Source organism: Rhodococcus sp. AH-ZY2, from assembly GCF_030916465.1.
GTDB lineage: Bacteria > Actinomycetota > Actinomycetes > Mycobacteriales > Mycobacteriaceae > Rhodococcus > Rhodococcus ruber.
Map to the genome: position 1 here is coordinate 5,326,632 of NZ_CP126458.1, position 23,169 is coordinate 5,349,800.

Genomic DNA, 23,169 nt, shown 5'->3' on the forward strand with positions numbered 1-23,169 from the left:
CTACCGGAAACGCGCACGGGCGCGCGGGTCGCCTACCCTGGTCTTCCGTGACCGCTGCACCCTCGCCCCAGCCTGCCACCGGTGAGTACGACCTGATCGTCGTCGGCTCCGGGTTCTTCGGACTGACGATCGCCGAGCGTGCCGCCACGCAACTCGGCAAACGCGTGCTCGTCGTCGAGCGCCGCCACCACCTCGGCGGCAACGCCTACTCCGAGCCCGAACCCGAGACGGGCATCGAGATCCACAAGTACGGTGCCCACCTGTTCCACACCTCCAACAAGCGGGTGTGGGACTACGTGAACCGGTTCACCGACTTCACGAACTACCAGCACCGCGTGTTCGCGATGCACAAGGGACAGGCCTACCAGTTCCCCATGGGGCTGGGGCTGGTGTCCCAGTTCTTCGGCCGGTACTTCAGCCCGGAGGAAGCCCGGGCCCTGATCAGGGAGCAGGCCGCCGAGATCGACACCGCACAGGCGCAGAACCTCGAGGAGAAGGCCATCTCCCTGATCGGCCGGCCGCTCTACGAGGCGTTCGTGCGCGACTACACCGCCAAGCAGTGGCAGACCGACCCGAAGGAACTGCCCGCCGGCAACATCACCCGGTTGCCGGTCCGCTACACCTTCGACAACCGGTACTTCAACGACACCTACGAGGGCCTGCCCGCCGACGGCTACACCGCGTGGCTCGAGAACATGGCGAAGGACGAGAAGATCGAGGTGCGGCTCGACACCGACTGGTTCGAGGTGCGCGACGAGATCCGCGCCGCGAGCCCCGAGGCCCCGGTGGTCTACACCGGCCCGCTCGACCGCTACTTCGACTACTCCGAGGGCCGGCTCGGCTGGCGCACCCTCGACTTCGAGACCGAGGTGCTGCCCACCGCGGACTTCCAGGGCACCCCGGTGATGAACTACAACGACGCCGACGTGCCCTACACCCGCATCCACGAGTTCCGGCACTTCCACCCCGAGCGGGACAGCTACCCCGCCGACAAGACCGTGATCATGCGCGAGTACTCGCGCTTCGCCGGTAACGACGACGAGCCGTACTACCCGATCAACACCCCGGAGGACCGCGCCAAGCTGACGGCCTACCGGGAGCGGGCCAAGCGGGAGGCCACGGAGAACAAGGTGCTGTTCGGCGGCCGGCTCGGCACCTACCAGTACCTCGACATGCACATGGCCATCGCGAGCGCCCTGAGCATGTTCGACAACGCCCTCGCGCCGTACTTCGATTCGGGCACCCCGCTGGCGGGGGACGCCTCGTGAGCGCCCGGCACCTGCTCGTCGAGCCCGACGCACCCGTGGACGAGCGGCTCGGCAAGGCGCTGCTGCAGCGGGTGATCCTGCCGCGTCCGGGTGAACCGCTCGACGTGCGCACCCTCTACCTGGAGGAATCGCCCACCAACGCGCGGCGCGCCCACGCCGTCGGCCGGACGTCGCTGAACATCGGCGCCGAGTCCGAGGTGTCGATGTGCACCTACTTCAACGCCTTCCCGGCGAGCTACTGGCGACGCTGGAGCACCCTCACCTCCGTGGTGCTGCGGCTCGAACTCACCGGGCACGGCCGGGCCGACGTGTACCGCTCGAAGGCCGACTCGAGCCGCATCCACGTCGAGGGCCGCGAGTTCTCCGCCGCGCACGACGCCGCGACGGTCGAGTTCGAGATCGACCTCGGCCCCTTCGAGGACGGCGGCTGGATCTGGTTCGACATCACCACCGACTCCGACGTCACATTGCGCTCGGCGGGGTGGTACGCGCCGGTCGAGGCGCCCGGCGAGGCCTCCGTGGCCGTGGGCATCCCCACCTTCAACCGCCCGACGGACTGCGTGAAGGCCCTCGTCGCCCTCGCCTCCGATCCGCTGGTCCTCGACGTCGTCGACGCCGTGATCATTCCGGACCAGGGCACCCGCAAGGTTCGGGACGAGCCCGGCTTCACCGAGGCGGCGGCCGCGCTCGGCAACCGGCTCGCCATCCACGACCAGGGCAACCTCGGCGGCTCGGGCGGTTACAGCCGCATCATGTACGAGGCGCTGAAGACGACCGACTGCCCGTACATCCTGTTCATGGACGACGACATCGAGCTCGAGCCCGACTCGATCCTGCGCGCTCTCGCGTTGTCCCGGTTCGCCAAGAGCCCGATGCTCGTCGGCGGTCAGATGCTCAACCTCCAGGAACGCAGCCACCTGCACACGATGGGCGAGGTGATCGACCGGGCGAACTTCATGTGGACGGCGGCGCCGAACGTCGAGTACGACCACGACTTCTCCACCAAGCCGCTGCGCGACCGCGAGCAGTCGAAGCTGCTGCACCGGCGCATCGACGTCGACTACAACGGCTGGTGGATGTGCATGATCCCGCGGCAGGTGGCCGAGGAGATCGGTCAGCCGCTGCCGCTGTTCATCAAGTGGGACGACGCCGAGTACGGGCTGCGGGCGCGTGCCGCCGGTTACCCGACCGTCACCATGCCGGGCGTCGCGATCTGGCACATGGCGTGGAGCGACAAGGACGACGCCATCGACTGGCAGGCGTACTTCCACCTGCGCAACCGTCTCGTCGTGGCGGCGCTGCACATGCCGGGCGACGGACGTGGCCTGGTCCTCGACACCGTCAAGGCCACGCTCAAGCACCTGCTGTGCCTCGAGTACTCGACGGTGGCGATCCAGAACAAGGCGATCGAGGACTTCCTGGCCGGCCCGGACCGTCTGTTCGAACTGCTGCCCACCGCGCTCGGGGAGGTGCACGCGCTGCGCAGGCGGTTCTCCGACGCCGTGGTGCTGCCGTCGTCGACCGAGCTGCCGCTGCCGTCGGGTGCCGAGGTCGGGGCGGTCGGCGAGCCGCGCGGCGCCGTCGGCAAGATGGTGCGGCTCGCCAAGGGCCTGGTGCACAACGTGCGGCCGGCGCATCCGGAACACCACGAGCGCCCGCAGCTGAACGTGCCCACCCTCGACGCCCGCTGGTTCCTGCTCTCGCAGGTCGACGGTGTGACCGTGACCACCGCGGACGGGCGCGGCGTCGTCTACCGTAAGCGCGACCCGCGGCAGGCGCAGGCGTTGTTGTCCGAGGCTGTGCGGCTGCGCCGGGAGCTTGCCCGCAGGTTCCCCGAGTTGAAGGACGAGTACCAGGCCGCGGTTCCCGCCCTGACGAGCAAGGAGGAGTGGGAGCGTGTCTTCGAATCGTGAATGGCCGACCACCGAGGCCGAGATCCAGGTGCTGCAGGCCGTGCAGTCCACGGTCGGTTCGCGTCCCGGGGCGCTCGCGGCGGCCCGGGGGTTGTCGCACTTCGGTGAGCACGCCTTCGGCTGGGCGGTGATCGGCGGTGTCGGGGCACTGGTCGACCGCCCGCGCCGGCGCCGCTGGGCCGGTGTCGCGGTCGGCGCCGTCGGTGCGCACGCCGCGTCCATCGTGGTCAAGCGGGTGGTGCGGCGGCCGCGGCCCGTGGACCCCACCGTCCAGGTCAACGTGTCCACGCCGAGCCGGCTCAGCTTCCCGTCCTCGCACGCCACCTCGACGACGGCCGCTGCCGTGCTGCTCGGCCGGCTGACCGGGCTACCCTTACCGGCGGTGTTGGTCCCGCCGATGTTGCTGTCCCGCCTCGTGCTCGGAGTCCACTATCCGACGGACGTGCTGGCGGGGGCTGCGCTCGGCGCCGCGTCCGCCGCGGCCGTCGTGCGGGCCGAGAAGAAGTTTGGAGAGAGATGAGCGAGGAACCGGTAGCCGTCGCGGCACCTCCGAAAAATCTGGCCGAGGGCATCGTCAAGGCGGTCCGCCCCCGGCAGTGGGTGAAGAACGTGCTGGTGCTGGCGGCGCCGCTCGCGGCCGGCTCGGCGACCGAGGTGGACGTCCTGATCCCGGTCGCCCTGGCCTTCGTGGTGTTCTGCATGGCCGCCTCGGGCATCTACCTGGTCAACGACGCGATGGACGTCGAGGCCGACCGCGCCCACCCGACCAAGCGGTTCCGGCCGATCGCCGCCGGCGTGCTGCCGGTGAACCTGGCCTACGGCATGGCGGTGGTGCTGCTGGTCGGCTCGATCGGCCTGTCGTTCCTGGCGAACTGGCAGCTCGCGGTGGTGATGGCCGTCTACATCACCGTCCAGCTGGCCTACTGCTTCGGGCTCAAGCACCAGCCGGTGCTGGACATCGCCATCGTCTCGTCCGGGTTCCTCCTCCGCGCGATCGCCGGTGGTGTGGCCGCGGAGATCCTCCTGTCGCAGTGGTTCCTGCTGATCATGGCGTTCGGTTCGCTGTTCATGGCGGCGGGCAAGCGGTACGCGGAGCTGCGTCTCGCGGAGCGGACGGGCGCGAAGATCCGCAAGTCGCTCGAGTACTACACGGGCACCTACCTGCGGTTCGTGTGGACGTTGTCGGCGACGGCGGTCGTCATCTGCTACGGCCTGTGGGCGTTCGAACGCGACCAGGCCAACGACACCAACTGGTTCGCGATCTCGATGGTTCCGTTCGTGATCGCGATCCTGCGGTACGCGGTCGACGTGGACGGCGGGGAGGCCGGCGAACCGGAGGAGATCGCCCTGAAGGACCGGGTGCTGCAACTCCTCGCGGTGGCCTGGATCGGGGCGGTCGGCGGTGCTGTCTACCTCTTCTGACCTCGACGAGGATCTCGGCACCCCGGCCCGCCGGGCCCGGCCGGCCCGTCGGGACGGCATGCGGCCGTGGGTGCCGACCGCGGTGTTCTCCGGTGGAGTCGCGCTGGCGGCCCTGCTGATGTTCTGGGGCGCGTGGGAGCGCCGCTGGATCGCCGACGACGGCCTCATCGTGCTGCGCACCGTGCGCAATCTGCTGGCCGGCAACGGCCCGGTGTTCAACGCCGGCGACCGCGTGGAGGCGAACACGTCCACCCTGTGGACGTATCTCGTGTACGCGATGGGCTGGCTCACCGGGGTGCGGCTCGAGTACGTGGTCCTGGCCACGGCGCTCGTGCTGTCGACCGCGGCGGTGGTGCTGGCGATGCTCGGCACGGGCCGGCTGTACCGGTGGCGGCTGCGGGGCGGCGGCGGCGCCACCTTCCTGCTGGTTCCCGCCGGCATGTTCGTCTACATCGCGGTGCCCCCGGCGCGGGACTTCGCCACCTCCGGCCTCGAGAGCGGGCTGGTGATCTGCTGGATCGCCCTGTTGTGGCTGCTGCTCGTGCGGTGGGCGACGGCGCCGGGGACCCCGTCGGCGCCGTCGGTGCTGGCGACGGCGTTCGTGGCCGGCCTCGGCCCGCTCGTGCGTCCCGAACTGGCACTTCTCGCGCTTCCGGCCCTGCTCATGCTCTTCCTCGCCGCGGGCCTCACGTGGCGGGTGCGGATCGCGATGGTGGCGGTGGCCGGTGCCGTGCCGGTGGCCTATCAGATCTGGCGGATGGGCTACTACGGGCTGCCCTACCCGAACACTGCGGTGGCCAAGGATGCGGGCGGCGCGAAGTGGTCGCAGGGCTTCGAGTATCTCGGGAACCTGGTGAGCCCGTACCTGTTGTGGCTGCCGTTGCTGTTGCTGCTGCTCGGTGCCGCGCTCGCGTGGCGCGACCGGACACCGCTCGCACCGGGTGCGTCGAAACGTGAAATCCGTCACACGGAAGCCTCGTTCGCGGTCCGCGCGCAGCGGGCGTTGCGCACTCCGTCCGCCGTGGTCGTCTTCATGCTCGGCGCCGGGGTGTTGCTCACGCTCTACGCCCTTCGTGTCGGCGGTGATTTCATGCACGGCCGGGTGCTGCTACCGCCGCTGTTCTGTCTGCTCGTTCCCGTCGCCGTGATTCCGTTGCGTGTTCCCACCGAGATCGGCCGCACTCGCACGACGGCCGTCGCGGGTGCGGCAGGCGCGTTGTGGCTCGGTGTGGTGGTGTGGTCGGCGATCGCGGCGAACACCACCGGAATGCCCGAGGGGGCGGTGGTGGGCCGTTCCGGGATCGTCGACGAGCGGGCGTTCTACGCCCTCAACACCGGCCATCTGCATCCCGTCCGGGCCGAGGACTACCTCGACTATCCGCGCATGCGGGCGATGGTCGAGGCGATCTCGAACACCCCCGACGGCGGCCTGCTGCTGCCGACACCGTCGTTCGACGCCTGGGACGTCGTCCCGCCGCCGGAACCGGTACCGCCGGGCGGTGCCGGCCACACCGTGTACTTCCTCAACCTCGGCATGACCAGCATGAACGTCGGGCTCGACGTGCAGGTGCTCGATCAGATGGGGCTCGCATACCCGTTGGCGGCGCACACCGAGCGGCTCGAGGACGGGCGCATCGGGCACGACAAGCTGCTCTACTCCGACTGGGTCGTCGCCGACACGGGGATGGTGGATGTGCACCCGTGGCTGCCCGCCTACCTGGACGAGGACTGGGTGGCGCAGGCGCAGGTGGCGCTGACGTGTCCGCAGACGCAGGAACTGCTCGCGTCCTCCCGCGCGGAATTGACCTGGCCGCTGTTCAAGCGAAATCTTCGCAATTCGTTCGAATATGCGGACTATCGACTCGACCGGGTGCCGAAATACGAGATCCAGCGCTGCGGCCTCGAGCTTCCGCCCCCACGTGACGGGGGCTGAACGCGGGCGTCCGGGCTGCGAATCACACCGGCGTCGTTTCGTTCCGGGCGGCCCGGAGTAGACCGCCGGAATTATCTCGGTATGATCACAGCCGATAACGGACGAGTAACGCATCGGCAGTGTGGGCCGATATCGAAGCCGACACACGGTTCGTCGACCTGGGTTACCAAGGGTTTGTCAGAGCCCACGGTGTCCTTTACAGTCTTGACCGCAGTGTGACTTGTGACGGCCCGCTCGGTCGTCGCCGCCGGTATCCGACGGGGGACGCGCACGCGGACGCCGCAGATCGAGAAAGAGAGCATTGTTCATGCGTTTTGTCCCGAGGTTGTCGCAGCGCCTCCGCAGGCGCGTGCTCGGCGTGGGCGCCGCAGCCCTCGTTCTGCCGGTTGCCGCCGGCGTCGCCGGAAGCACCGCCGCGCTCGCCGCTCCCGCAGCCGCCACCCCGATCTCGCACCGGGCACCGGCCGGTGGGTTCGAGGAAGTCTTCGTCGACTCCGACATGGGCCCGATCAAGGTGCAGATCCAGTGGGCCGCCCGCGGCGGTGACGCGGCGCTGTACCTGCTCGACGGCCTGCGCGCCCGGGACGACGCGAACGCGTGGAGCTTCGAGACCAACGCGCGCGACCAGTTCGCCAACGACAACGTCACCCTGGTGATGCCGGTCGGCGGCCAGTCGAGCTTCTACACCGACTGGTACGCGCCCAGCAACCTCAACGGCCAGGACGTCACCTACAAGTGGGAGACGTTCCTGACCGAGAACCTGCCGGACTACCTCGCCACCCGCGGCGTCTCCCGCAGCAACAACGGCATCCTGGGCCTGTCGATGGGCGGTAGCGCCGCGCTGACCCTGGCCGCCTACCACCGCGACCAGTTCAAGTTCGCGTCGTCGCTCTCCGGATACCTGAACCTGTCGGCTCCCGGCATGCGTGAGGCCATCCGCGTCGCGATGCTCGACGCCGGCCGCTTCAACGTCGACTCCATGTGGGGCCCGCCGTGGAGCCCGGCCTGGCTGCGCAACGATCCGTTCGTGTTCGCGCCGAAGCTCGCCGGCCTGTCGATGTACATCTCGGCGGCCAGCGGCCTGCCCGGTCAGCACGACAACCCGCAGGGCCTGGTGGGTGTCTACAACACCGCCAACGCCATGGGCCTCGAGGCGCTCGCCCTCGCCCAGACCCGTGCCTTCCAGATCAAGCTGGCCACCCTCGGCGTCCAGGCCCGCTTCGACTTCCCGGCGCGCGGCACGCACTCCTGGAAGTACTGGGAAGAGGAGCTGTGGAAGGCTCGCCCCCAGATCCTCGAGGCTCTGAACGCCTACTGATCGCGCCGCACCACCCGGCGCACACTGACGGTCCGCATGCCGCCCCACGATCCCGAGAGGGTCGAGGGGCGGCATGCGCCGTTTCCCGGATAGTTGACGAAAACCCCGGACAGTTGACAAAAACCCCGGATAGTTGACAAAAACCACAGCCGTCACAGCGCGGCACCCCCACCCGGCGCCCGTTCACGTGTAGAAACAGTCTTCGAGACGCGGGGCCCGGTCGCCCGCCGACGCCCCAGCAACGCAGAAAGTGAGCGATGCCGATGCGAACTGTGCTTGGCGGACGTCGAACCGTGCGCGCCCGGCCTCCGGTGCCGCCCACGCGACGGGGCCGGCGGATCCTCGGGGTGGTCGCCGCGGCCCTCGTCGCGCCCCTCGTCGCCGGAACCCTCGCCGTCGGCGCCGCGTACGCGGAGCCGGTGGACCGCAGCGAACCCACCGCCGCGCAGGCCCCGTCCGGGGTGACGGTGCAGCGGGTGGACTGGCTGACCGACCGGCGCGTGGCCCTGTGGGTGAACTCGCCGGCCATGGGCAGCCCCATCCAGGTGCAGTTGCTGCTGGCCCGGGACTGGAACATCGCACCGGATGCCCGGTTCCCCGCCGTCTACATGCTCGACGGCCTGCGCGCCCGCGACGACGAGAACGGCTGGACGATCGAGACGGACGCCGAGGCCTTCTTCGCGGACAAGAACGTCAACGTCGTCCTGCCGGTGGGCGGACAGTCCAGCTTCTATGCCGACTGGGTGGACCAGAACAACGGGCGCAACTACCAGTGGGAGACGTTCCTCACCAAGGAACTTCCCCCGATCCTCGAGGGCAACTGGCGCACCACGAAGGACCGCGGCGTCGTCGGCCTGTCGATGGGCGGCACCGCCGCGATGTTCCTGCCCGCGCGCAACCCCGGCTTCTTCAAGTTCGCGGGGTCGCTCTCCGGCATCCTGACCACCACCACCCTGGGCATGCCGCAGGCCATCCAGTACGCGATGCAGGATGCCGGCGGGTTCGACTCGTCGGCCATGTGGGGCACCCCCGGCGGCGAGCAGTGGGCCGCCCACGATCCGTACCTGCTTGCGGACAAGCTCGAGGGCGTGAGCCTGTACGTCTCGAGCGGCAGCGGTAGCACCGGGCCGTACGACCAGCCGTCGGGTATCCCGGGCGTGAGCACGAACTACGCCGGCATGGGCCTCGAGATCCTGTCGCGGCTCACCTCGCAGGCGTTCGCCACCAAGCTGAACAAGGTCGGCATCCCCGCCCAGGTCGTCTACCGGCCGTCGGGCACCCATTCGTGGCCGTACTGGGAATTCGAGTTGCACCAGCTGTGGCCGCAGCTCGCCAACGCCCTCGGCGTGGAGGTCACGAAGCCGAACTGCAGTGCATCCGGTGCGATCGGCGACGCGGCCGCCCCGTGGATCGGCGACTGCCTCACCCCGGAGTACGCCGTCGCGGGCGGGCGCGTCCAGGACTTCCGCTTCGGCCGGATCTTCTCCTCCACCGAGGGCGGTGCCCGCCCGGTGGCGGGCGCCATCGGCGGGGCCTACCAGGCCGCCGGCGGGCCGGCCGGTCCGCTCGGCTACCCGACCACGGAGGAACGCGGCACCCCCGACGGCCGCGGCCGGTTCAACCACTTCCAGCACGGCTCGATCTACTGGACCCCGCAGACCGGGGCGCACGCCGTGCGCGGCGCCATCCGAGACGAGTGGGCACGCCAGGGCTGGGAGGGCGGTCCGCTCGGCTACCCGGTGGCCGACGAGGTGGCCACCCCGAACAAGCCCGGCGTGGTGCAGGGCTTCGAGATCGGCGCCCTCTACTGGACCGAACCGCTCGGCGCCCACGCCGTGCAGGGGATGATCATGGGCAAGTACGCCGAACTCGGCTACGAGAACGGCTGGCTCGGATTCCCGAAGACCAGCGAGATCCCCGTCAAGGACGGCGGCCGGTTCAACGAGTTCGAGGGCGGCAACATCTACTGGAGTCCGCTCAGCGGCGCCTGGTCCGTTCGGACCGGGCCCGTGTTCGACGCATGGAAGAGCGCCGGATACGAGAACGGTCGCCTCGGTTTCCCCGTCGGCGACGAGTTCCCCATCCCCGGCGGTGTCCAGCAGAACTTCCAGGGTGGATTCGTCACGGTGGTCGACAACGTGGCCACCGTCCGCCCCTAGGATCGTCACCCGCGGTTCCGGTGCCGCCGCGGCGGCCCGCAACCGCCGGATCGGGCGGTGACCGCGACGCACGGGTCGCGGTCACCGCCCGGTTCGCATCTGTAGCCTGGGCACTGCCCATTTCCGACGATTGGATGCGAGGACACCACCACATGCCTGCACGGACCCGTTCGAGCCTGACCCGCGTCCTGGGCGCCGGCGCCGCGGCGCTCGCCGCCACCGCCCTCCTGGGTGCCTGTGGAAGCGACGATTCCACGGCGACGAACACCCCGTCGACGTCCGTGTCGGCGACCACCTCGACATCCGCCGCCGAGACCACCGCCGCCAAGGCGACGACGACCGCTCCCGAGGGCGCGGCCACCACCAGTCCGGGCGAGGCCGCCACCGCACCCCCGGCGCAGCCGGAGACCGAACCCGGATTCCCGGGCCCGGCCGAGGTGCCGGTGGACGACCGCGGCCAGGCGTTCCTGGACGGGTTGCGCGAGCGGGGCGTGGAACCCGCCGCCGACGGCAGTATCGCCATCAACACGGCCAACTACATCTGCGCCGCGACCGCACAGGGCAGCTCGCCCGAGGAGATCAAGACGATCGTCACCGCCGCAGTGGGCAGCGAGGCCACGGCCGCCGGCAAGGAGATCTCCGACGCCGACGCCGCGACGACCGCCGACGTCTACATCACCGTCGCCCGCGACACCTTCTGCTAGGAGCAGCAACCATGACGGCCCGAGCGAAGCAACGACGCCGGAGGCGGGGAATCCTCGTACTCGGGATCCTGGTCGTCCTGGCGGCCGTGCTCGCGATGTGGTACATCCTCGCGGGCCGGCTCCCGGTGCCGGGGCCGCCGGGGCCGCTCGGGCCCGAGAAGCCCCAGGCGCAGCCGGCCTCGTGCCCCGACGTCCAGGTGGTGGCGGTGCCGGGCACGTGGGAGTCGGCCGCCTGGGACGATCCGTACAACCCGACGTTCAATCCGCTCTCGCTGATGCTGAACGTCACGCGTCCGCTGCAGGAGCGCTTCGACGCGCAGCGTGCCGACGTGTACACCGTTCCGTACGTGGCCCAGTTCTCGAATCCGGTGGCGCTCCCGCCGGACGGCCAGCAGTCGTACAACAACAGCCGGACGGCCGGCACCGCAGCGACCGAGGACATCCTCGAGCGACGGTTCGCCGAGTGCCCGCTGACCAACTACGTGCTGACCGGCTTCTCGCAGGGCGCGGTCATCGCGGGCGACGTCGCGTCGCGCATCGGTGCCGGTGACGGGCCCGTTCCGGCGGATCGCGTGCTCGGAGTGGCCCTCATCGCCGACGGCCGTCGCGACCCGGGGACGGTCGAGACGATCGGACCGCCCGTCGCGGGCGTCGGCGCCGAGCTGTCGCTGAACGGGTTGCGGTTGCCGGGGATCACCATGACCGGCGCGCGACCGGGTGGGTTCGGCGAGCTCGAGGACAAGGTGGTGGACATCTGTGCACCGACGGACGGGATCTGCGACGCCCCGCCGAATGCGCTGAATCCCGGCAACTGGCTCGCCAGCGCGCCGCGGTTGCTCGAGTACATGAACAACCCCGTGCACGCGTTGTACAACACCTTCGTCGTGGACGATTCGGGTACGACGGCGACGCAGTGGGTGGCGAACTGGGCGATCGAGAAGATCGAGGAGGCGCCGACCCCTCGCGAGGAGTGAACTCTCCTCGTTGTTACCGGTCGGTAGTGTCGGGGATCACCACCCGATACACTCACTGGTCGGTCGGCGCTTAGACTCGACCTTCGGTCATGACCCGGGAAATCCTTCCGGGCCCGTGACGCGCGACCACCGCCACACGAGAAGAGGTTCGATGAGCGCCACCGCCGGCTCGGCTGTCACGCGGAAGTTTCGTTTCGCCGCGGGTGGCGAGGGCAACGCCGAGGAGGGCGGTGCCCGGCGCTTCGTCGAGCTGGCGCGCAAGGCGGAGGAGCTCGGCTACGACAGCTTCATGATCCCGGACCACCTGGGTAACCAGGTCGGGCCCATGGCCGCCCTCGGTGCGCTCGCCGTCGCCACCGACAAGATCCGCCTCGGCACCGCCGTCCTCGCGAACGGCTTCCGGCATCCCGCGATCCTGGCCAAGGACGCCGCGACCGTCGACGTCCTTTCGGGCGGCCGGCTCGAGCTCGGGATCGGCGCAGGGTGGATGAAGGAGGAGTTCGACAAGGCGGGCATCGCCTACGAACGTCCCGGCGTCCGGATCGAGAAGCTCGAGGAGAGCCTGCAGATTCTGGACGTGCTCCTGCGGGGCCGGGAATGCAACTTCGAGGGCAAGCACTACCGCATCGACGGCCTCAAGGGCAGTCCGCGCCCGCGGCAGGGCCCGCGTCCGCCCATCGCGGTCGGCGGCGGGGGACCGAAGATGCTCGCGCTGGCGGCGAAGTACGCCGACATCATCTCGGTGGCCACCCCCACGAATCGGGACGGCCGTTTGTTGCTGTCGGGGATCACGATGGGCAAGACTGTGGAGCGGGTGGACGTGATCCGTCGCGCAGCGGGGGATCGGTTCGATGACATCGAGCTGAACTGGACCATCACGATGATTCTCGTCACGGATGATCGGGAGCAGACTGCCGAGATGGCGCTGGCTGCCCTCGACCAGGGCTTCCCCCCGAACATCGAGGTGGACGTCCGGCTCACCGTGGACGAGATCCTCGAATCGCCGTATCTCGCAATCGGTTCCTACGAGGAGATCGCCGAACAGATCCGTAACGTGCGGGCGAAGACGGGGATGTCCTATGTGGGGGTCTTCCCCACCCAGATGGAGGCGTTCGCACCGGTGATTCCGCTGTTGGCGGGGGAATGACCGATGCGGATCTGTAACATAATCGTGATTTCGGATCGATGGACAGATTCGTGAGATGCACCGCCGGATGCTGTTGAGCTGTACAGGTACGACGATCCGCTAGCGCGAGGACAAGGACGGGGCGCAACCATGTCGAGTGGTTGTGGGATCGCTTCGACAGGGAGAAGGAATGAGCGTCGGGTTCGAAGAGTTCATCGATGAGAACGGACAGATCGTGTTGCCCGAGGGCAACACTCTGCTCGACCACCTCGAGCAGCATTTCGCCGAGAACGGCGACGATCTTGCGTACCGTTACATCGATTACTCGCGGGAACGTGACGGCGAGGTCCACGAGCTGACCTGGCAGCAGTTCGGGGTACGTCTGCGCGCGATCGCGGCCCGGCTGCAGCAGGTCACCGAGCCCGGCGACCGCGTCGCGATCCTTGCCCCGCAGGGCCTGGACTACGTCGTCTCCTTCTTTGCGGCCATCTATGCCGGCACCATCGCCGTCCCGCTGTTCGATCCCGACGAGCCCGGCCACACCGACCGGCTGCATGCCGTCCTCGGCGACTGCACACCCAGCGCCATCCTCACCGCCACCACCTCCGCGGCCGGGGTCCGGCAGTTCTTCCGGCCGCTGCCCGCCGCGCAGCGCCCCCGCATCATCGCGGTCGACGCGATCCCCGACACCGTCGCCGACTCGTGGACGCGACCCCGGATCGGCACCGACGACATCGCCTACCTGCAGTACACCTCCGGATCGACCCGCGTGCCCGCGGGCGTCGAGATCACCCACCGCGGTGTCCTCACCAACTGCATCCAGATGGCCGACTCCATCGAACTCAACGAGGGTTCGCGCGGTGTGACATGGCTGCCGCTGTTCCACGACATGGGCCTGCTCACGATCATCCTGCCCGCGATCGGCGGCAAGTACATCACCATCATGAGCCCGCGCGCCTTCGTGCAGCGGCCGGGCCGGTGGATCAAGGAACTCGCCGCCGTCTCCGACGGCGCCGGCACGTTCGCCGCCGCGCCGAACTTCGCGTTCGAGCACGCGGCCGCGCGAGGACTGCCGAAGCCGGGTGAGACCCTCGACCTGAGCAACGTGATCGGCCTGATCAACGGCAGCGAGCCGGTGACCACGTCCTCGATGCGCAAGTTCAACGAGGCGTTCGCGCCGTACGGCCTGCCCAAGACCGCGATCAAGCCGTCGTACGGCATGGCGGAGGCGACGCTGTTCGTCTCGTCCACCCGGCACACCGACGAGGCCAAGGTCATCTACGTCGACCGCGACCAGCTGGGCGCCGGCCGCATCGTCAAGGTCGACAAGGAGGCGCCGAACGCCATCGCGCAGGTCTCCTGCGGATACGTCGCGCGCAGCCAGTGGGCCGCGATCGTCGACGCCGAGACCGCCACCGAGGTGCCGGACGAGCACGTCGGGGAGATCTGGCTGCACGGCGAGAACATCGGCATCGGGTACTGGGGACGCACTCAGGAGACCGCGGAGACCTTCCGCAACACGATCGCCGACCGCCTGACCGTCGGCAGCCACGCCGAGGGCACGCCGGCCGACGCGCACTGGCTGCGCACCGGCGACTACGGCGTGTACGTCGACGGCGAGCTGTACATCACCGGCCGCGTCAAGGACCTGGTCATCGTGGACGGACGTAACCACTACCCGCAGGACCTGGAGTTCTCGGCGCAGGAGGCCAGCTCCGCGCTGCGCCCCGGCTTCGTGGCCGCCTTCGCCGTGCCGGCCAACCAGCTGCCGCAGGTGGTGTTCGAGAACTCGCACTCGGGCCTGCAGTTCGACCCCGACGACGCCTCGGAGCAGCTGGTCATCGTCGCCGAGCGGGCGCCGGGCGCGGGCAAGGCGGATCCGCAGCCGGTTGCGGACACCGTGCGGGCGGCGATCTCGGCACGGCACGGTGTGACCGCACGCGACGTCCTGCTCGTTCCGGCCGGGTCGATCCCGCGCACGTCGAGTGGCAAGATCGCGCGGCGCGCGTGCAAGGCCGCGTACATCGAGGGAACCCTGCGCGGCGGTTACACGCAGCAGGCCTTCCCCGATAGCGTTTAAACATTGTTCTCTTTCCCGGGTAGCGTGGTGGGTTGATGGCTGACACTGAAATGACCGTCGCGCAGCTGCGCGAATGGCTGCGAAACTGGATCGCCGAGGCCACCGGGCAACCGGTGGCACAGATCTCCGACGATCGCCCGATGGAGGAGTTCGGTCTCTCGTCCCGCGACGCCGTCGCGCTGAGCGGCGAGATCGAGGAACTGCTCGGCGTCACCCTCACCGCGACGATCGCGTACCAGCACCCGACCATCGCGTCGCTGGCCACGCGCATCATCGAGGGCGAGCCCGAGCTCCCGGAGGGGGACGACAGCGCCTTCTACGCCGCCGGTCCGGCCGGCCGGGCACACGACATCGCGATCGTCGGTCTCGCCACGCGGCTGCCCGGGCACGTGAGCACCCCCGCCGAGATGTGGCAGCTGCTCGCACAGGGCCGCGACGGGATCACCGACCTCCCCGAGGGACGGTGGTCCGAATTCGCCGACGACCCGCAGATCTCGTCCGCCATCGCCGCGGCCAACACCCGCGGCGGGTATCTCGACGACGTCAAGGGCTTCGACGCCGAGTTCTTCGCGATGTCGCCGCGCGAGGTCGAGATGGTCGATCCGCAGCAGCGCCTCGCCCTCGAACTGACCTGGGAGGCGCTCGAGCACGCCCACATTCCGGCCAGCGACCTCAAGGGCCGCCCGGTCGGCGTGTTCATCGGCAGCTCCGCCAACGACTACCAGCTCCTCGCGGTGAGCGACCCGTCCGCCGCGCATCCGTACGCGCTGACCGGCACGGCCACGTCCATCGTCGCCAACCGGGTCTCGTACTTCTTCGACTTCCGCGGACCGTCCGTCGCCCTGGACACCGCGTGCTCGTCGTCGCTCGTGGCCGTGCACCAGGCGGTGCGGGCCCTGCGCGACGGCGACGCCGACGTGGCGCTGGCCGGCGGCGTGAACATGCTCGTCGCGCCCGCCGCGACCCTCGGCTTCGACCAGCTCGGCGTGCAGGCCCCCGACGGCCGCATCAAGGCCTTCTCGGCCGACGCCGACGGCATGGTCCGCGCCGAGGGCGGCGGCCTCGTCGTGCTCAAGCGGCTCGAGGACGCCGAGCGTGACGGCGACACCGTGCTCGCCGTCATCGCCGGTTCCGCCGTCAACCAGGACGGCCGCTCCAACGGGCTGGCGGCGCCGAACCCCGAGGCCCAGGTCGACGTGCTGCGCCGCGCCTACCGGGACGCGCGCATCCTGCCGTCCGGCGTCGACTACGTCGAGGCCCACGGCACCGGAACCGTGCTCGGCGACCCGATCGAGGCGGACGCCCTCGGCCGTGTCGTCGGCCGCGGACGCGACGCCGACAAGCCGGTGCTGCTGGGCTCGGCGAAGACCAACTTCGGCCACCTCGAGGCGGCCGCCGGCGCGGCGGGCCTGATCAAGGTGGTCCTCGCGATGCAGGAGAACCACCTGCCGGCGACGCTGAACTACACGGCGCCGAACCCGTACATCCCGTTCGAGCAGGCCCGCCTGAAGGTCATCCCCGAGGGCGCCGAGTGGCCGCGCTACACCGGCAAGGCGATCGCCGGCGTCTCCGGGTTCGGCTTCGGCGGCACCAACGCCCATGTCGTGGTCCGCGAGTACACCGGCCCCGAAGCGGCGCCGGCCGGGCCGGACGAGGCGCCCGTGGCAGAGCCGAGCGAAGGTGTCGTTCCGTCGGCTGAAGGAGCTGAGGGGCACATTCGCTCGGACGAGAACGCCGAGCGCCCGGTGCTGCTCGCGGTGTCCGCGGCGATGCCGTCGCGCCGTCGCCGGGCCGCCGCCGACCTCGCCGACTGGCTCGAGACGGAGGCGGGCAGCACCACGCCGCTCGCCGACGTCGCCCGCACCCTTTCCCGCCGCAACCACGGCCGCTCGCGCGCCGTCGTGATCGCGACGACCCGCGCCGAGGCCATCGCCGGGCTGCGCGCCGTCGCCGCCGGAAAGCCCGCCCAGGGCGTGTTCTCCGCCGACGCCCCCGCCGCCAACGGGCCGGTGTGGGTGCTGTCCGGGTTCGGATCGCAGCACCGCAAGATGGCCAAGCAGCTGTACCTCGAGAACGCGGTGTTCGCGGCGGCCGTCGACGAGATCGACGAGCTGATCGAGGACGAGGCCGGCTACTCCATGAAGGAGAAGTTCCTCGACGACGCCCAGGACTACGACGTCGAGACCTCGCAGGTCGGCATCTTCACCATCCAGGTCGCCCTCGCGAAGCTGCTGCGTCACCACGGCGCCGAGCCGTCCGCCGTCGTCGGCCACTCCATGGGTGAGGCCGCCGCCGCATACATCTCGGGTGGGCTGTCGCTCGAGGACGCCGTCCGCGTCATCTGCGCGCGCTCGCGCCTGATGGGCGAGGCCGAGGCGCTGCTCGAGGGCGACGACATCCGGCTCATGGCGCTCGTCGAGTACAGCGCCGCGGAGATCGAGCAGGTCCTCACCGACTACCCGCACCTCGAGGTCTGCGTCTACGCCGCGCCGACACACACCGTCATCGGCGGCCCGCAGGACGAGGTCAACGCGATCGTCGCGCGGGCGGAGTCGGAGGAGAAGCTCGCCCGCGTGCTGCAGACCAAGGGCGCCAGCCACACCTCGCAGGTGGATCCGCTCCTCGGCGAGCTCGCCGCCGAACTCGCCGGCATCGAGCCGCGCCGGTTGAAGGTCGACGTGTACTCGTCGGTCGACCAGGACACCCACTACCGCGCCGGGCACGAGGGCATCCACCAGGTCGAGTACTGGACCAAGGGTCTGCGGCACAGCGTCTACTTCACCAATGCGGTCAAGCTGGCCGTCACCGACGGGCACACCACCTTCGTCGAGCTGGCCCCCAATCCGGTCGCGCTGATGTCCGTGGCCGCGACGGCGTACGCGGCCGGGGTCATCGACACCCAGCTGATCCAGACCCTCAAGCGCAAGGAGGACGAGCCGCTGGGCGTGCTCACCGCCCTCGCTCAGCTGTACGTGCACGGCCACACCGTGGACCTGCACAGCCTGCTCCCGGCCGGCGCGTACGCCGATCTGCCGCGGACGGTGTTCCTGCGCAAGCCGTTCTGGCTCGAGACCCGCATCGGGACCGGCGGCAGTGCCCGCGTGCCCGGCGCGCACGTCGCGCTGCCCGACGGCCGGCACGTGTGGGAGGTGCGCGCCGACGCGGTCACCGACCTCGGTGAACTCGCCGTCGCCGCCGCGTCGCAGGTGCTCGCCGACGTCACCCTCACCGCGTCCGTGCCGTACGGTGACGTCCCCGCCACCGGCACCCTCACCACCACGCTGACCCGGCACCTCGGCGGCGCGTCGCTGCACGTGCACGGCCGGGACGCGGCGGACGGCGAGTTCCGGTTGCTGTTCGATGCGGTCGTCGCCTCCGGTGACGCGCTGCCGGCTCCCACGCCCGCGCCGGCCGAGCGCTCCACCGGGCCGGTCGAGACGCTGCCCGAGGTGGTGGAGAGCTTCGGCGACAAGTGGAATCCGAACGGGTCGCAGACCCTCGAGGATCGGCTGGCGCTGATCGTCGCCGAATCGATGGGGTACGCGCCCGAGGATCTGCCCGTCGAGATTCCGCTGATCGAGCTGGGGCTGGACTCGCTCATGGCGGTGCGGATCAAGAACCGCGTCGAGTACGAGTTCGACATCCCGCAGCTGCAGCTCGCCGCGGTGAAGGACGCCAGCCTGCGCGACGTCGCGAAGTACCTGCGGTACGCCGTGGAGAACCGCGAGGAGGTCGCCGCGCTCGCCGCCCAGCAGGCCGCCGACCGCGACACCGCCGCTCGGGAGGACGCGTCGCTCGAGCTGCCTGCGGTCTCGCCGGTGGAGGACACCGGGGTGGTGCACGAGGCGGAGGCGATCCTCGAGGCCGCAGAGGCCGCAGAGGCAGGCAAGAGCGGTGAGACCGCTGCGAGCACCGAAGCGGACAAGGCCACCGACGTCACCGACCGGCAGGCGGTCGCGGAGGCATCCGGCACCGACGTGCCGCCGCGCGACGCCGCCGAGCGGCTCACGTTCGCGACGTGGGCCGTGATCACCGGGCAGTCGGCGAAGGGCATCTTCAACACCCTGCCGATCCTCGACGACGAGACGGCCGAGCGCCTCGCCGCCCGGCTGACCGAGCGGGCGAACGGCGAGATCACCGTGGACGACGTGCTCGACGCCGAGACCATCGAGCAGCTCGCCGAGAGCGTGCGCCGGCACCTCGAATCGGCGGATCGCATCGACGGGCTCGTCCGTACGCTGCGCCCGCGGCCCGAGGGCTCGGACGCCGTGCCGGTGTTCGTGTTCCACCCCGCCGGCGGATCCACCGTCGTGTACGAGCCGCTCCTGCGCCGGTTGCCCGAGGGCACCCCGATGTACGGCTTCGAACGCACCGAGGGCCCGATCGAGCAGCGTGCCCAGGAGTACCTCCCGCAGATCAAGGAGATCCAGGGCGACGGTCCGTATGTGCTGTACGGCTGGTCGCTGGGCGGTGTGCTCGCCTACGCGGTCGCCCGGCTGCTGCGCGCGGAGGGCAAGGACGTGCGGCTCGTCGGCCTCATCGACACGGTGATGGCCGGGCAGAAGGTCGAGGACACCCCCGAGGAGATCACCGCCCGCTGGCAGCGGTACGCGCAGTTCGCGAAGAAGACCTACGGGGTCGACGCTCCGCTGCCGTACGACAAGCTCGCCGCGACGGACGACGAGGGCCAGGTGCGCATCCTCATGGACCTGCTCAAGATGAGCGGCACGAGGATCCCCGGCGGCATCATCGAGCACCAGCGCACGTCGTGGCTGGACAACCGGGCCATCCAGACGGCGAAGCTCGAGCCGTACGACGGCGACGTGGTGCTGTACATGGCGGACCGCTACCACGACGACGCCATCGAACTCGAGCCCGCATTCGGGACCAGGCAGCCCGACGGTGGCTGGGGTGAGTCGGTCCGTAATCTGGAGGTCATCCGTGTCGGCGGCGATCACCTCCAGGTGGTCGACGAGCCGTACATCGGGAAGGTGGGGGCCGACCTGACACGCAAGCTGGCCGACATCGAGGCCACGAGGAGCTGATCGAGTAGTGACCACGACGACGGCCGAGAAGCTGGCCGAGCTGCGCAAGAATCTCGAGATCGCCAAGGAGCCGGCCGGGGAGGCCGCGGTGGCCAAACGCGCCGCCAAGGGCATCCCCAGTGCGCGACAGCGCATCGACATGCTGCTCGACCCGGGCAGCTTCGTCGAGATCGGGGCGCTCATGAAGACGCCCGGCCGTGACGACGCGCTCTACGGTGACGGCGTCGTCGTCGGTCACGGCACCGTCGACGGCCGGCCCGTCGCGGTGTTCTCGCACGATCAGACCGTGTTCGGTGGCAGCGTCGGCGAGATGTTCGGCCGCAAGGTCGCCGCGATCCTCGACTTCGCGCTGAAGATCGGCTGCCCGGTGGTCGGCATCAACGACTCCGGCGGTGCCCGGGTGCAGGACGCGGTGACGTCGCTGGCGTGGTACGCGGAACTGGGCAAGCGGCACGAGCCGCTGTCGGGGTTGTGCCCGCAGGTGTCGATCATCCTGGGCAAGTGCGCCGGGGGTGCCGTGTACGCGCCCATCAACACCGACGTGGTCGTCGCCACCGAAGAGGCGTACATGTTCGTCACGGGCCCGGACGTCATCAAGTCCGTCACCGGGGAGGACGTCAGCCTCGACGAACTCGGCAGCGCCCGTAAGCAGGCCGAGTACGGCAACGTGCACCACGTCGCGCCGGACGAGAAGGCCGCGTTCGAGTGGGCCCGCAAGTACCTGAGCTACATGCCGTCGAACGCGCAGGAGAAGCCCCCGGTGATCAATCCGGGCCTCGAACCGGAGATCACGCCGGACGATCTCGAGCTCGACACGTTCATGCCCGACGCCGACAACTCCGGCTACGACATGCACGACGTCCTGCTCAAGATCTTCGACGACGGCGACTTCTTCGAGATCCGCTCGCAGGTCGCCCCGAACATCATCACCGGCTTCGCCCGCGTCGACGGCCGGCCCGTCGGGGTGGTGGCGAACCAGCCGCTGTACCTGTCCGGGGCGCTCGACGCGGCGAGTTCGGACAAGGCCGCGCATTTCGTGCGGGTGTGCGACGCGTACGACATTCCGCTGGTGTTCGTCGTCGACACCCCCGGCTTCCTGCCGGGTGTGGAGCAGGAGAAGATCGGGGTCATCAAGCGCGGCGGCCGGTTCCTGTTCTCGTTCGTCGAGGCGTCGGTGCCGAAGGTGACCGTGGTGGTACGCAAGTCCTACGGCGGTGGCTACGCGGTGATGGGCTCCAAGCAGCTCGGCGCGGATGTGAACTTCGCGTGGCCCACGGCGCGGATCGCGGTGATGGGCGCCGAGAGTGCGGTAGCGGTCATCGGCCGTCGCCAGATCGAGGCGGCCGGCGAGAACGCTCCGGCGGTCCGTCAGCAGCTGATCAACTTCTACAACGAGCACATCGCGACGCCGTACATCGCGGCCGAGCGCGGCTACATCGATGCGGTGATCGAGCCGCACAAGACGCGTCTGGAGATCCGCAAGGCGCTGACGTTGCTGCGCGACAAGAAGGTGTTCAAGAATCCGCGCAAGCATCACTTGCTTCCGCTCTAGCCCTTCTGGTGGGCCGAATGTCACATTGCGTCGATCGTATCGACGCAATGTGACATTCGGTTCACCTCGCGGGGCTACCGAACCCGTACGTCGGGTCGTGGACGTTCGAGACCCTGCCGGTAGGCCGCCGCAAGATCGGCGAGCACGATCGCCGGTTCGTGCCGGATCTGTCTGGGCAGATGGGTGACGACGATGATCCCGTGCCGCTGCATGACCGCCCGGCGCCGCATCGTTGCCTCGTGGTCTCTTGCGCTGAGATGATGTGCGAACGAGTCGATCTCCCACGCCAGTGCCACGGCATCGAGCCAGCCGTCCGGACGGGCGATCCAAGTTCCGTTCGAGTCCTCGACCTCCCGGTTGTGCACCATCGGGGGAAGACCCGAGGTGGAGTACAGCTTCTGGGCCTCGATCTCGGCGACCGAATGCGCGTCGTCGACCAGTTCCTGGATCACCTTGCGCGGCACTGCGGTTCCTCGACTGCTGCCCTCTGCAAGTTCGCGTGCCAGGTGGTCCACGGTGACATCGCCGCGTTGGAGCGCGGCGGCGAACAAGGCGCGGCAGTCGTCCGTTCGTGACGTCCGCCGTCCGGCATCGAGCAGGCTGCGCGCGACGGGTGCGATCCGCAGTGTGCCCTTGCGTACGGGTTCGGGTACACGCCAGCTGCGTTCGACGGTGACGAACGAGAAGTTCCTGCGATGCCGATTCTGCGGGATGAGCAGCAGGATGTCGCTCTTCGTCGCCGAGGGGGCGTATCCGTGCACGCCGAGCGCGGCGTGGCCCGAGATGACGGCCTCGTCGCCTCCGTACATCTGCGCTGCCGTCTGTCTGTGCAGTTGCGTGAGCGGGCCGCTGTGCAGCGCAACGACACCGGGCAGAATCCGCTGCCACGGACCACCCTTCCGGCAACGGCCGGAGATGGTGCTGCTGCTCATCCCGCATCCCAACAGTGTCGAGGTGCGGATGATGCCGTTGACACTCAGCCCGACGAGCTGTTCGACGTCGTCCCCCCACGTTCCGCGTCTCATGCCGCCCATGATCACCGGGAAATGCCGCGCTCGAGGGTGCAACGGGAGGGTGGGCGAAATCTGTGGATGAACGGTGAGGTTGTGGACTACCCGTCGCGGGCGGACCGAGGCGGACCGACGGACGGACCGAATGTCACATGGGTTCGATGCAATCGAAGCGATGTGACATTCGGTCCGGACGGTCAGGGGACGACCCAGGTCCCGACTCCCGGCAGGTACGTGAAGCCGTTCGGGACGGTGACGGTGGCGACGATTCGGCCGGAGCCGGTCTCGGCGCGGGGCGTACCGGTCATTCCTCCGCCGAGCACCGGCCGGGACGGGAGTTCGTTGGTTCCGCTGGCCCCGGTGGTGATGTTGGTCCAGGAGATCTTGCAGTAGCACCACATGCTGCCGCCGAACCAGCTGATGCCGGGCTCGTCGGGGTCGACGCGCACCGTGACCGCCTCGTTCACCAAGGCTCCGCCGTAACCGAACGAGCCGGACTCGCCCGATCCGATGACACGCGTGAGCGTGGTGGCATTTTCGGGAGCGGCGACGGCTACCGGGGCAGTCGCCACTCCGGCGCCGAGAACCGCGGCGGTAACCGCCGCGAGTCCGAATGCACGCTTCTTCGACATACAGTTCCTTCCGTAGCCGGCCCACCCCCGCTG

Annotated in this window: 15 protein-coding genes; 13 read left to right on the top strand and 2 right to left on the bottom strand. The window is 69.5% G+C overall.

All coding sequences use genetic code 11. The features are described from left to right. The first annotated feature begins 47 nt into the window (after positions 1–47). From glf to QNA09_RS25575, 13 genes are all read left to right on the top strand, one after another. Entirely contained in the window at positions 48–1,268 is a 1,221-nt protein-coding gene (glf, locus tag QNA09_RS25515; protein WP_010596195.1) for a UDP-galactopyranose mutase, read from the top strand. Continuing rightward, on the top strand, positions 1,265–3,181 hold the full coding sequence (locus QNA09_RS25520) for a glycosyltransferase (RefSeq protein ID WP_064066435.1): 1,917 nt from the start codon (positions 1,265–1,267) through the stop codon (positions 3,179–3,181). Before glf ends, QNA09_RS25520 begins: the two co-directional genes overlap by 4 nt. Next, complete coding sequence (locus tag QNA09_RS25525; RefSeq protein WP_017681171.1) at positions 3,165–3,701, top strand: phosphatase PAP2 family protein; 537 nt, start codon at positions 3,165–3,167, stop codon at positions 3,699–3,701. The genes QNA09_RS25520 and QNA09_RS25525 overlap by 17 nt, the downstream gene beginning before the upstream one ends. Next, positions 3,698–4,603 carry a decaprenyl-phosphate phosphoribosyltransferase gene (locus tag QNA09_RS25530; RefSeq protein ID WP_010596191.1) on the top strand — a complete coding sequence of 302 codons (906 nt, stop codon included), beginning with the start codon at positions 3,698–3,700 and terminating at the stop codon, positions 4,601–4,603. Before QNA09_RS25525 ends, QNA09_RS25530 begins: the two co-directional genes overlap by 4 nt. A 58-nt stretch (positions 4,604–4,661) precedes the next feature. Next, complete coding sequence (zomB, locus tag QNA09_RS25535; RefSeq protein WP_010596190.1) at positions 4,662–6,536, top strand: flagellar motor control protein ZomB; 1,875 nt, start codon at positions 4,662–4,664, stop codon at positions 6,534–6,536. A 307-nt stretch (positions 6,537–6,843) separates the two neighbouring features. Continuing rightward, positions 6,844–7,854: an alpha/beta hydrolase family protein gene (locus tag QNA09_RS25540; RefSeq protein WP_308072147.1), complete on the top strand. Its 1,011-nt coding sequence runs from the start codon at positions 6,844–6,846 to the stop codon at positions 7,852–7,854. A 293-nt stretch (positions 7,855–8,147) separates the two neighbouring features. Then, entirely contained in the window at positions 8,148–10,013 is a 1,866-nt protein-coding gene (locus tag QNA09_RS25545; protein WP_043822787.1) for an alpha/beta hydrolase-fold protein, read from the top strand. A gap of 152 nt (positions 10,014–10,165) precedes the next feature. Continuing rightward, positions 10,166–10,717 (top strand): DUF732 domain-containing protein, encoded by a 552-nt coding sequence (locus QNA09_RS25550; protein WP_010596188.1) that lies wholly within the window; start codon positions 10,166–10,168, stop codon positions 10,715–10,717. 11 nt (positions 10,718–10,728) lie between these two features. Then, positions 10,729–11,691, top strand: a complete 963-nt coding sequence (locus QNA09_RS25555; protein WP_040270425.1) for a cutinase family protein — start codon at positions 10,729–10,731, stop codon at positions 11,689–11,691. Between the two features lie 151 nt (positions 11,692–11,842). Next, the gene (locus QNA09_RS25560; protein ID WP_017681177.1) at positions 11,843–12,838 is read left to right on the top strand and encodes an LLM class F420-dependent oxidoreductase; all 996 of its coding nucleotides are present in this window, start codon (positions 11,843–11,845) and stop codon (positions 12,836–12,838) included. A 169-nt stretch (positions 12,839–13,007) separates the two neighbouring features. Beyond that, a complete protein-coding gene (gene fadD32 / locus QNA09_RS25565; protein ID WP_040270427.1) occupies positions 13,008–14,897 on the top strand; it encodes a long-chain-fatty-acid--AMP ligase FadD32 in 1,890 nt (629 codons plus the stop codon). Positions 14,898–14,947: 50 nt separating this feature from the next. Next, on the top strand, positions 14,948–19,942 hold the full coding sequence (gene pks13, locus QNA09_RS25570) for a polyketide synthase Pks13 (RefSeq protein ID WP_119699317.1): 4,995 nt from the start codon (positions 14,948–14,950) through the stop codon (positions 19,940–19,942). Between the two features lie 7 nt (positions 19,943–19,949). Next, on the top strand, positions 19,950–21,494 hold the full coding sequence (locus QNA09_RS25575) for an acyl-CoA carboxylase subunit beta (protein WP_010596185.1): 1,545 nt from the start codon (positions 19,950–19,952) through the stop codon (positions 21,492–21,494). A gap of 74 nt (positions 21,495–21,568) precedes the next feature. Here the strand turns inward: QNA09_RS25575 and QNA09_RS25580 are convergent, their stop codons facing one another. Both QNA09_RS25580 and QNA09_RS25585 read right to left on the bottom strand, forming a co-directional pair. Next, a complete protein-coding gene (locus tag QNA09_RS25580; protein WP_040270441.1) occupies positions 21,569–22,519 on the bottom strand; it encodes a hypothetical protein in 951 nt (316 codons plus the stop codon). Positions 22,520–22,701: 182 nt separating this feature from the next. Further along, a complete protein-coding gene (locus tag QNA09_RS25585; protein WP_010596183.1) occupies positions 22,702–23,136 on the bottom strand; it encodes a hypothetical protein in 435 nt (144 codons plus the stop codon). Positions 23,137–23,169: the final 33 nt, after the last annotated feature.

Coding starts and splice junctions, on each gene's coding strand:
- QNA09_RS25530 (WP_010596191.1), top strand. CDS start 3,698: ATGAGCGAGGAACCGGTAGCCGTCGCGGCACCTCCGAAAAATCTGGCC.
- zomB (WP_010596190.1), top strand. CDS start 4,662: ATGCGGCCGTGGGTGCCGACCGCGGTGTTCTCCGGTGGAGTCGCGCTG.
- QNA09_RS25540 (WP_308072147.1), top strand. CDS start 6,844: ATGCGTTTTGTCCCGAGGTTGTCGCAGCGCCTCCGCAGGCGCGTGCTC.
- QNA09_RS25550 (WP_010596188.1), top strand. CDS start 10,166: ATGCCTGCACGGACCCGTTCGAGCCTGACCCGCGTCCTGGGCGCCGGC.
- QNA09_RS25555 (WP_040270425.1), top strand. CDS start 10,729: ATGACGGCCCGAGCGAAGCAACGACGCCGGAGGCGGGGAATCCTCGTA.
- QNA09_RS25560 (WP_017681177.1), top strand. CDS start 11,843: ATGAGCGCCACCGCCGGCTCGGCTGTCACGCGGAAGTTTCGTTTCGCC.
- fadD32 (WP_040270427.1), top strand. CDS start 13,008: ATGAGCGTCGGGTTCGAAGAGTTCATCGATGAGAACGGACAGATCGTG.
- pks13 (WP_119699317.1), top strand. CDS start 14,948: ATGACCGTCGCGCAGCTGCGCGAATGGCTGCGAAACTGGATCGCCGAG.
- QNA09_RS25580 (WP_040270441.1), bottom strand. CDS start 22,519: ATGAGACGCGGAACGTGGGGGGACGACGTCGAACAGCTCGTCGGGCTG.
- QNA09_RS25585 (WP_010596183.1), bottom strand. CDS start 23,136: ATGTCGAAGAAGCGTGCATTCGGACTCGCGGCGGTTACCGCCGCGGTT.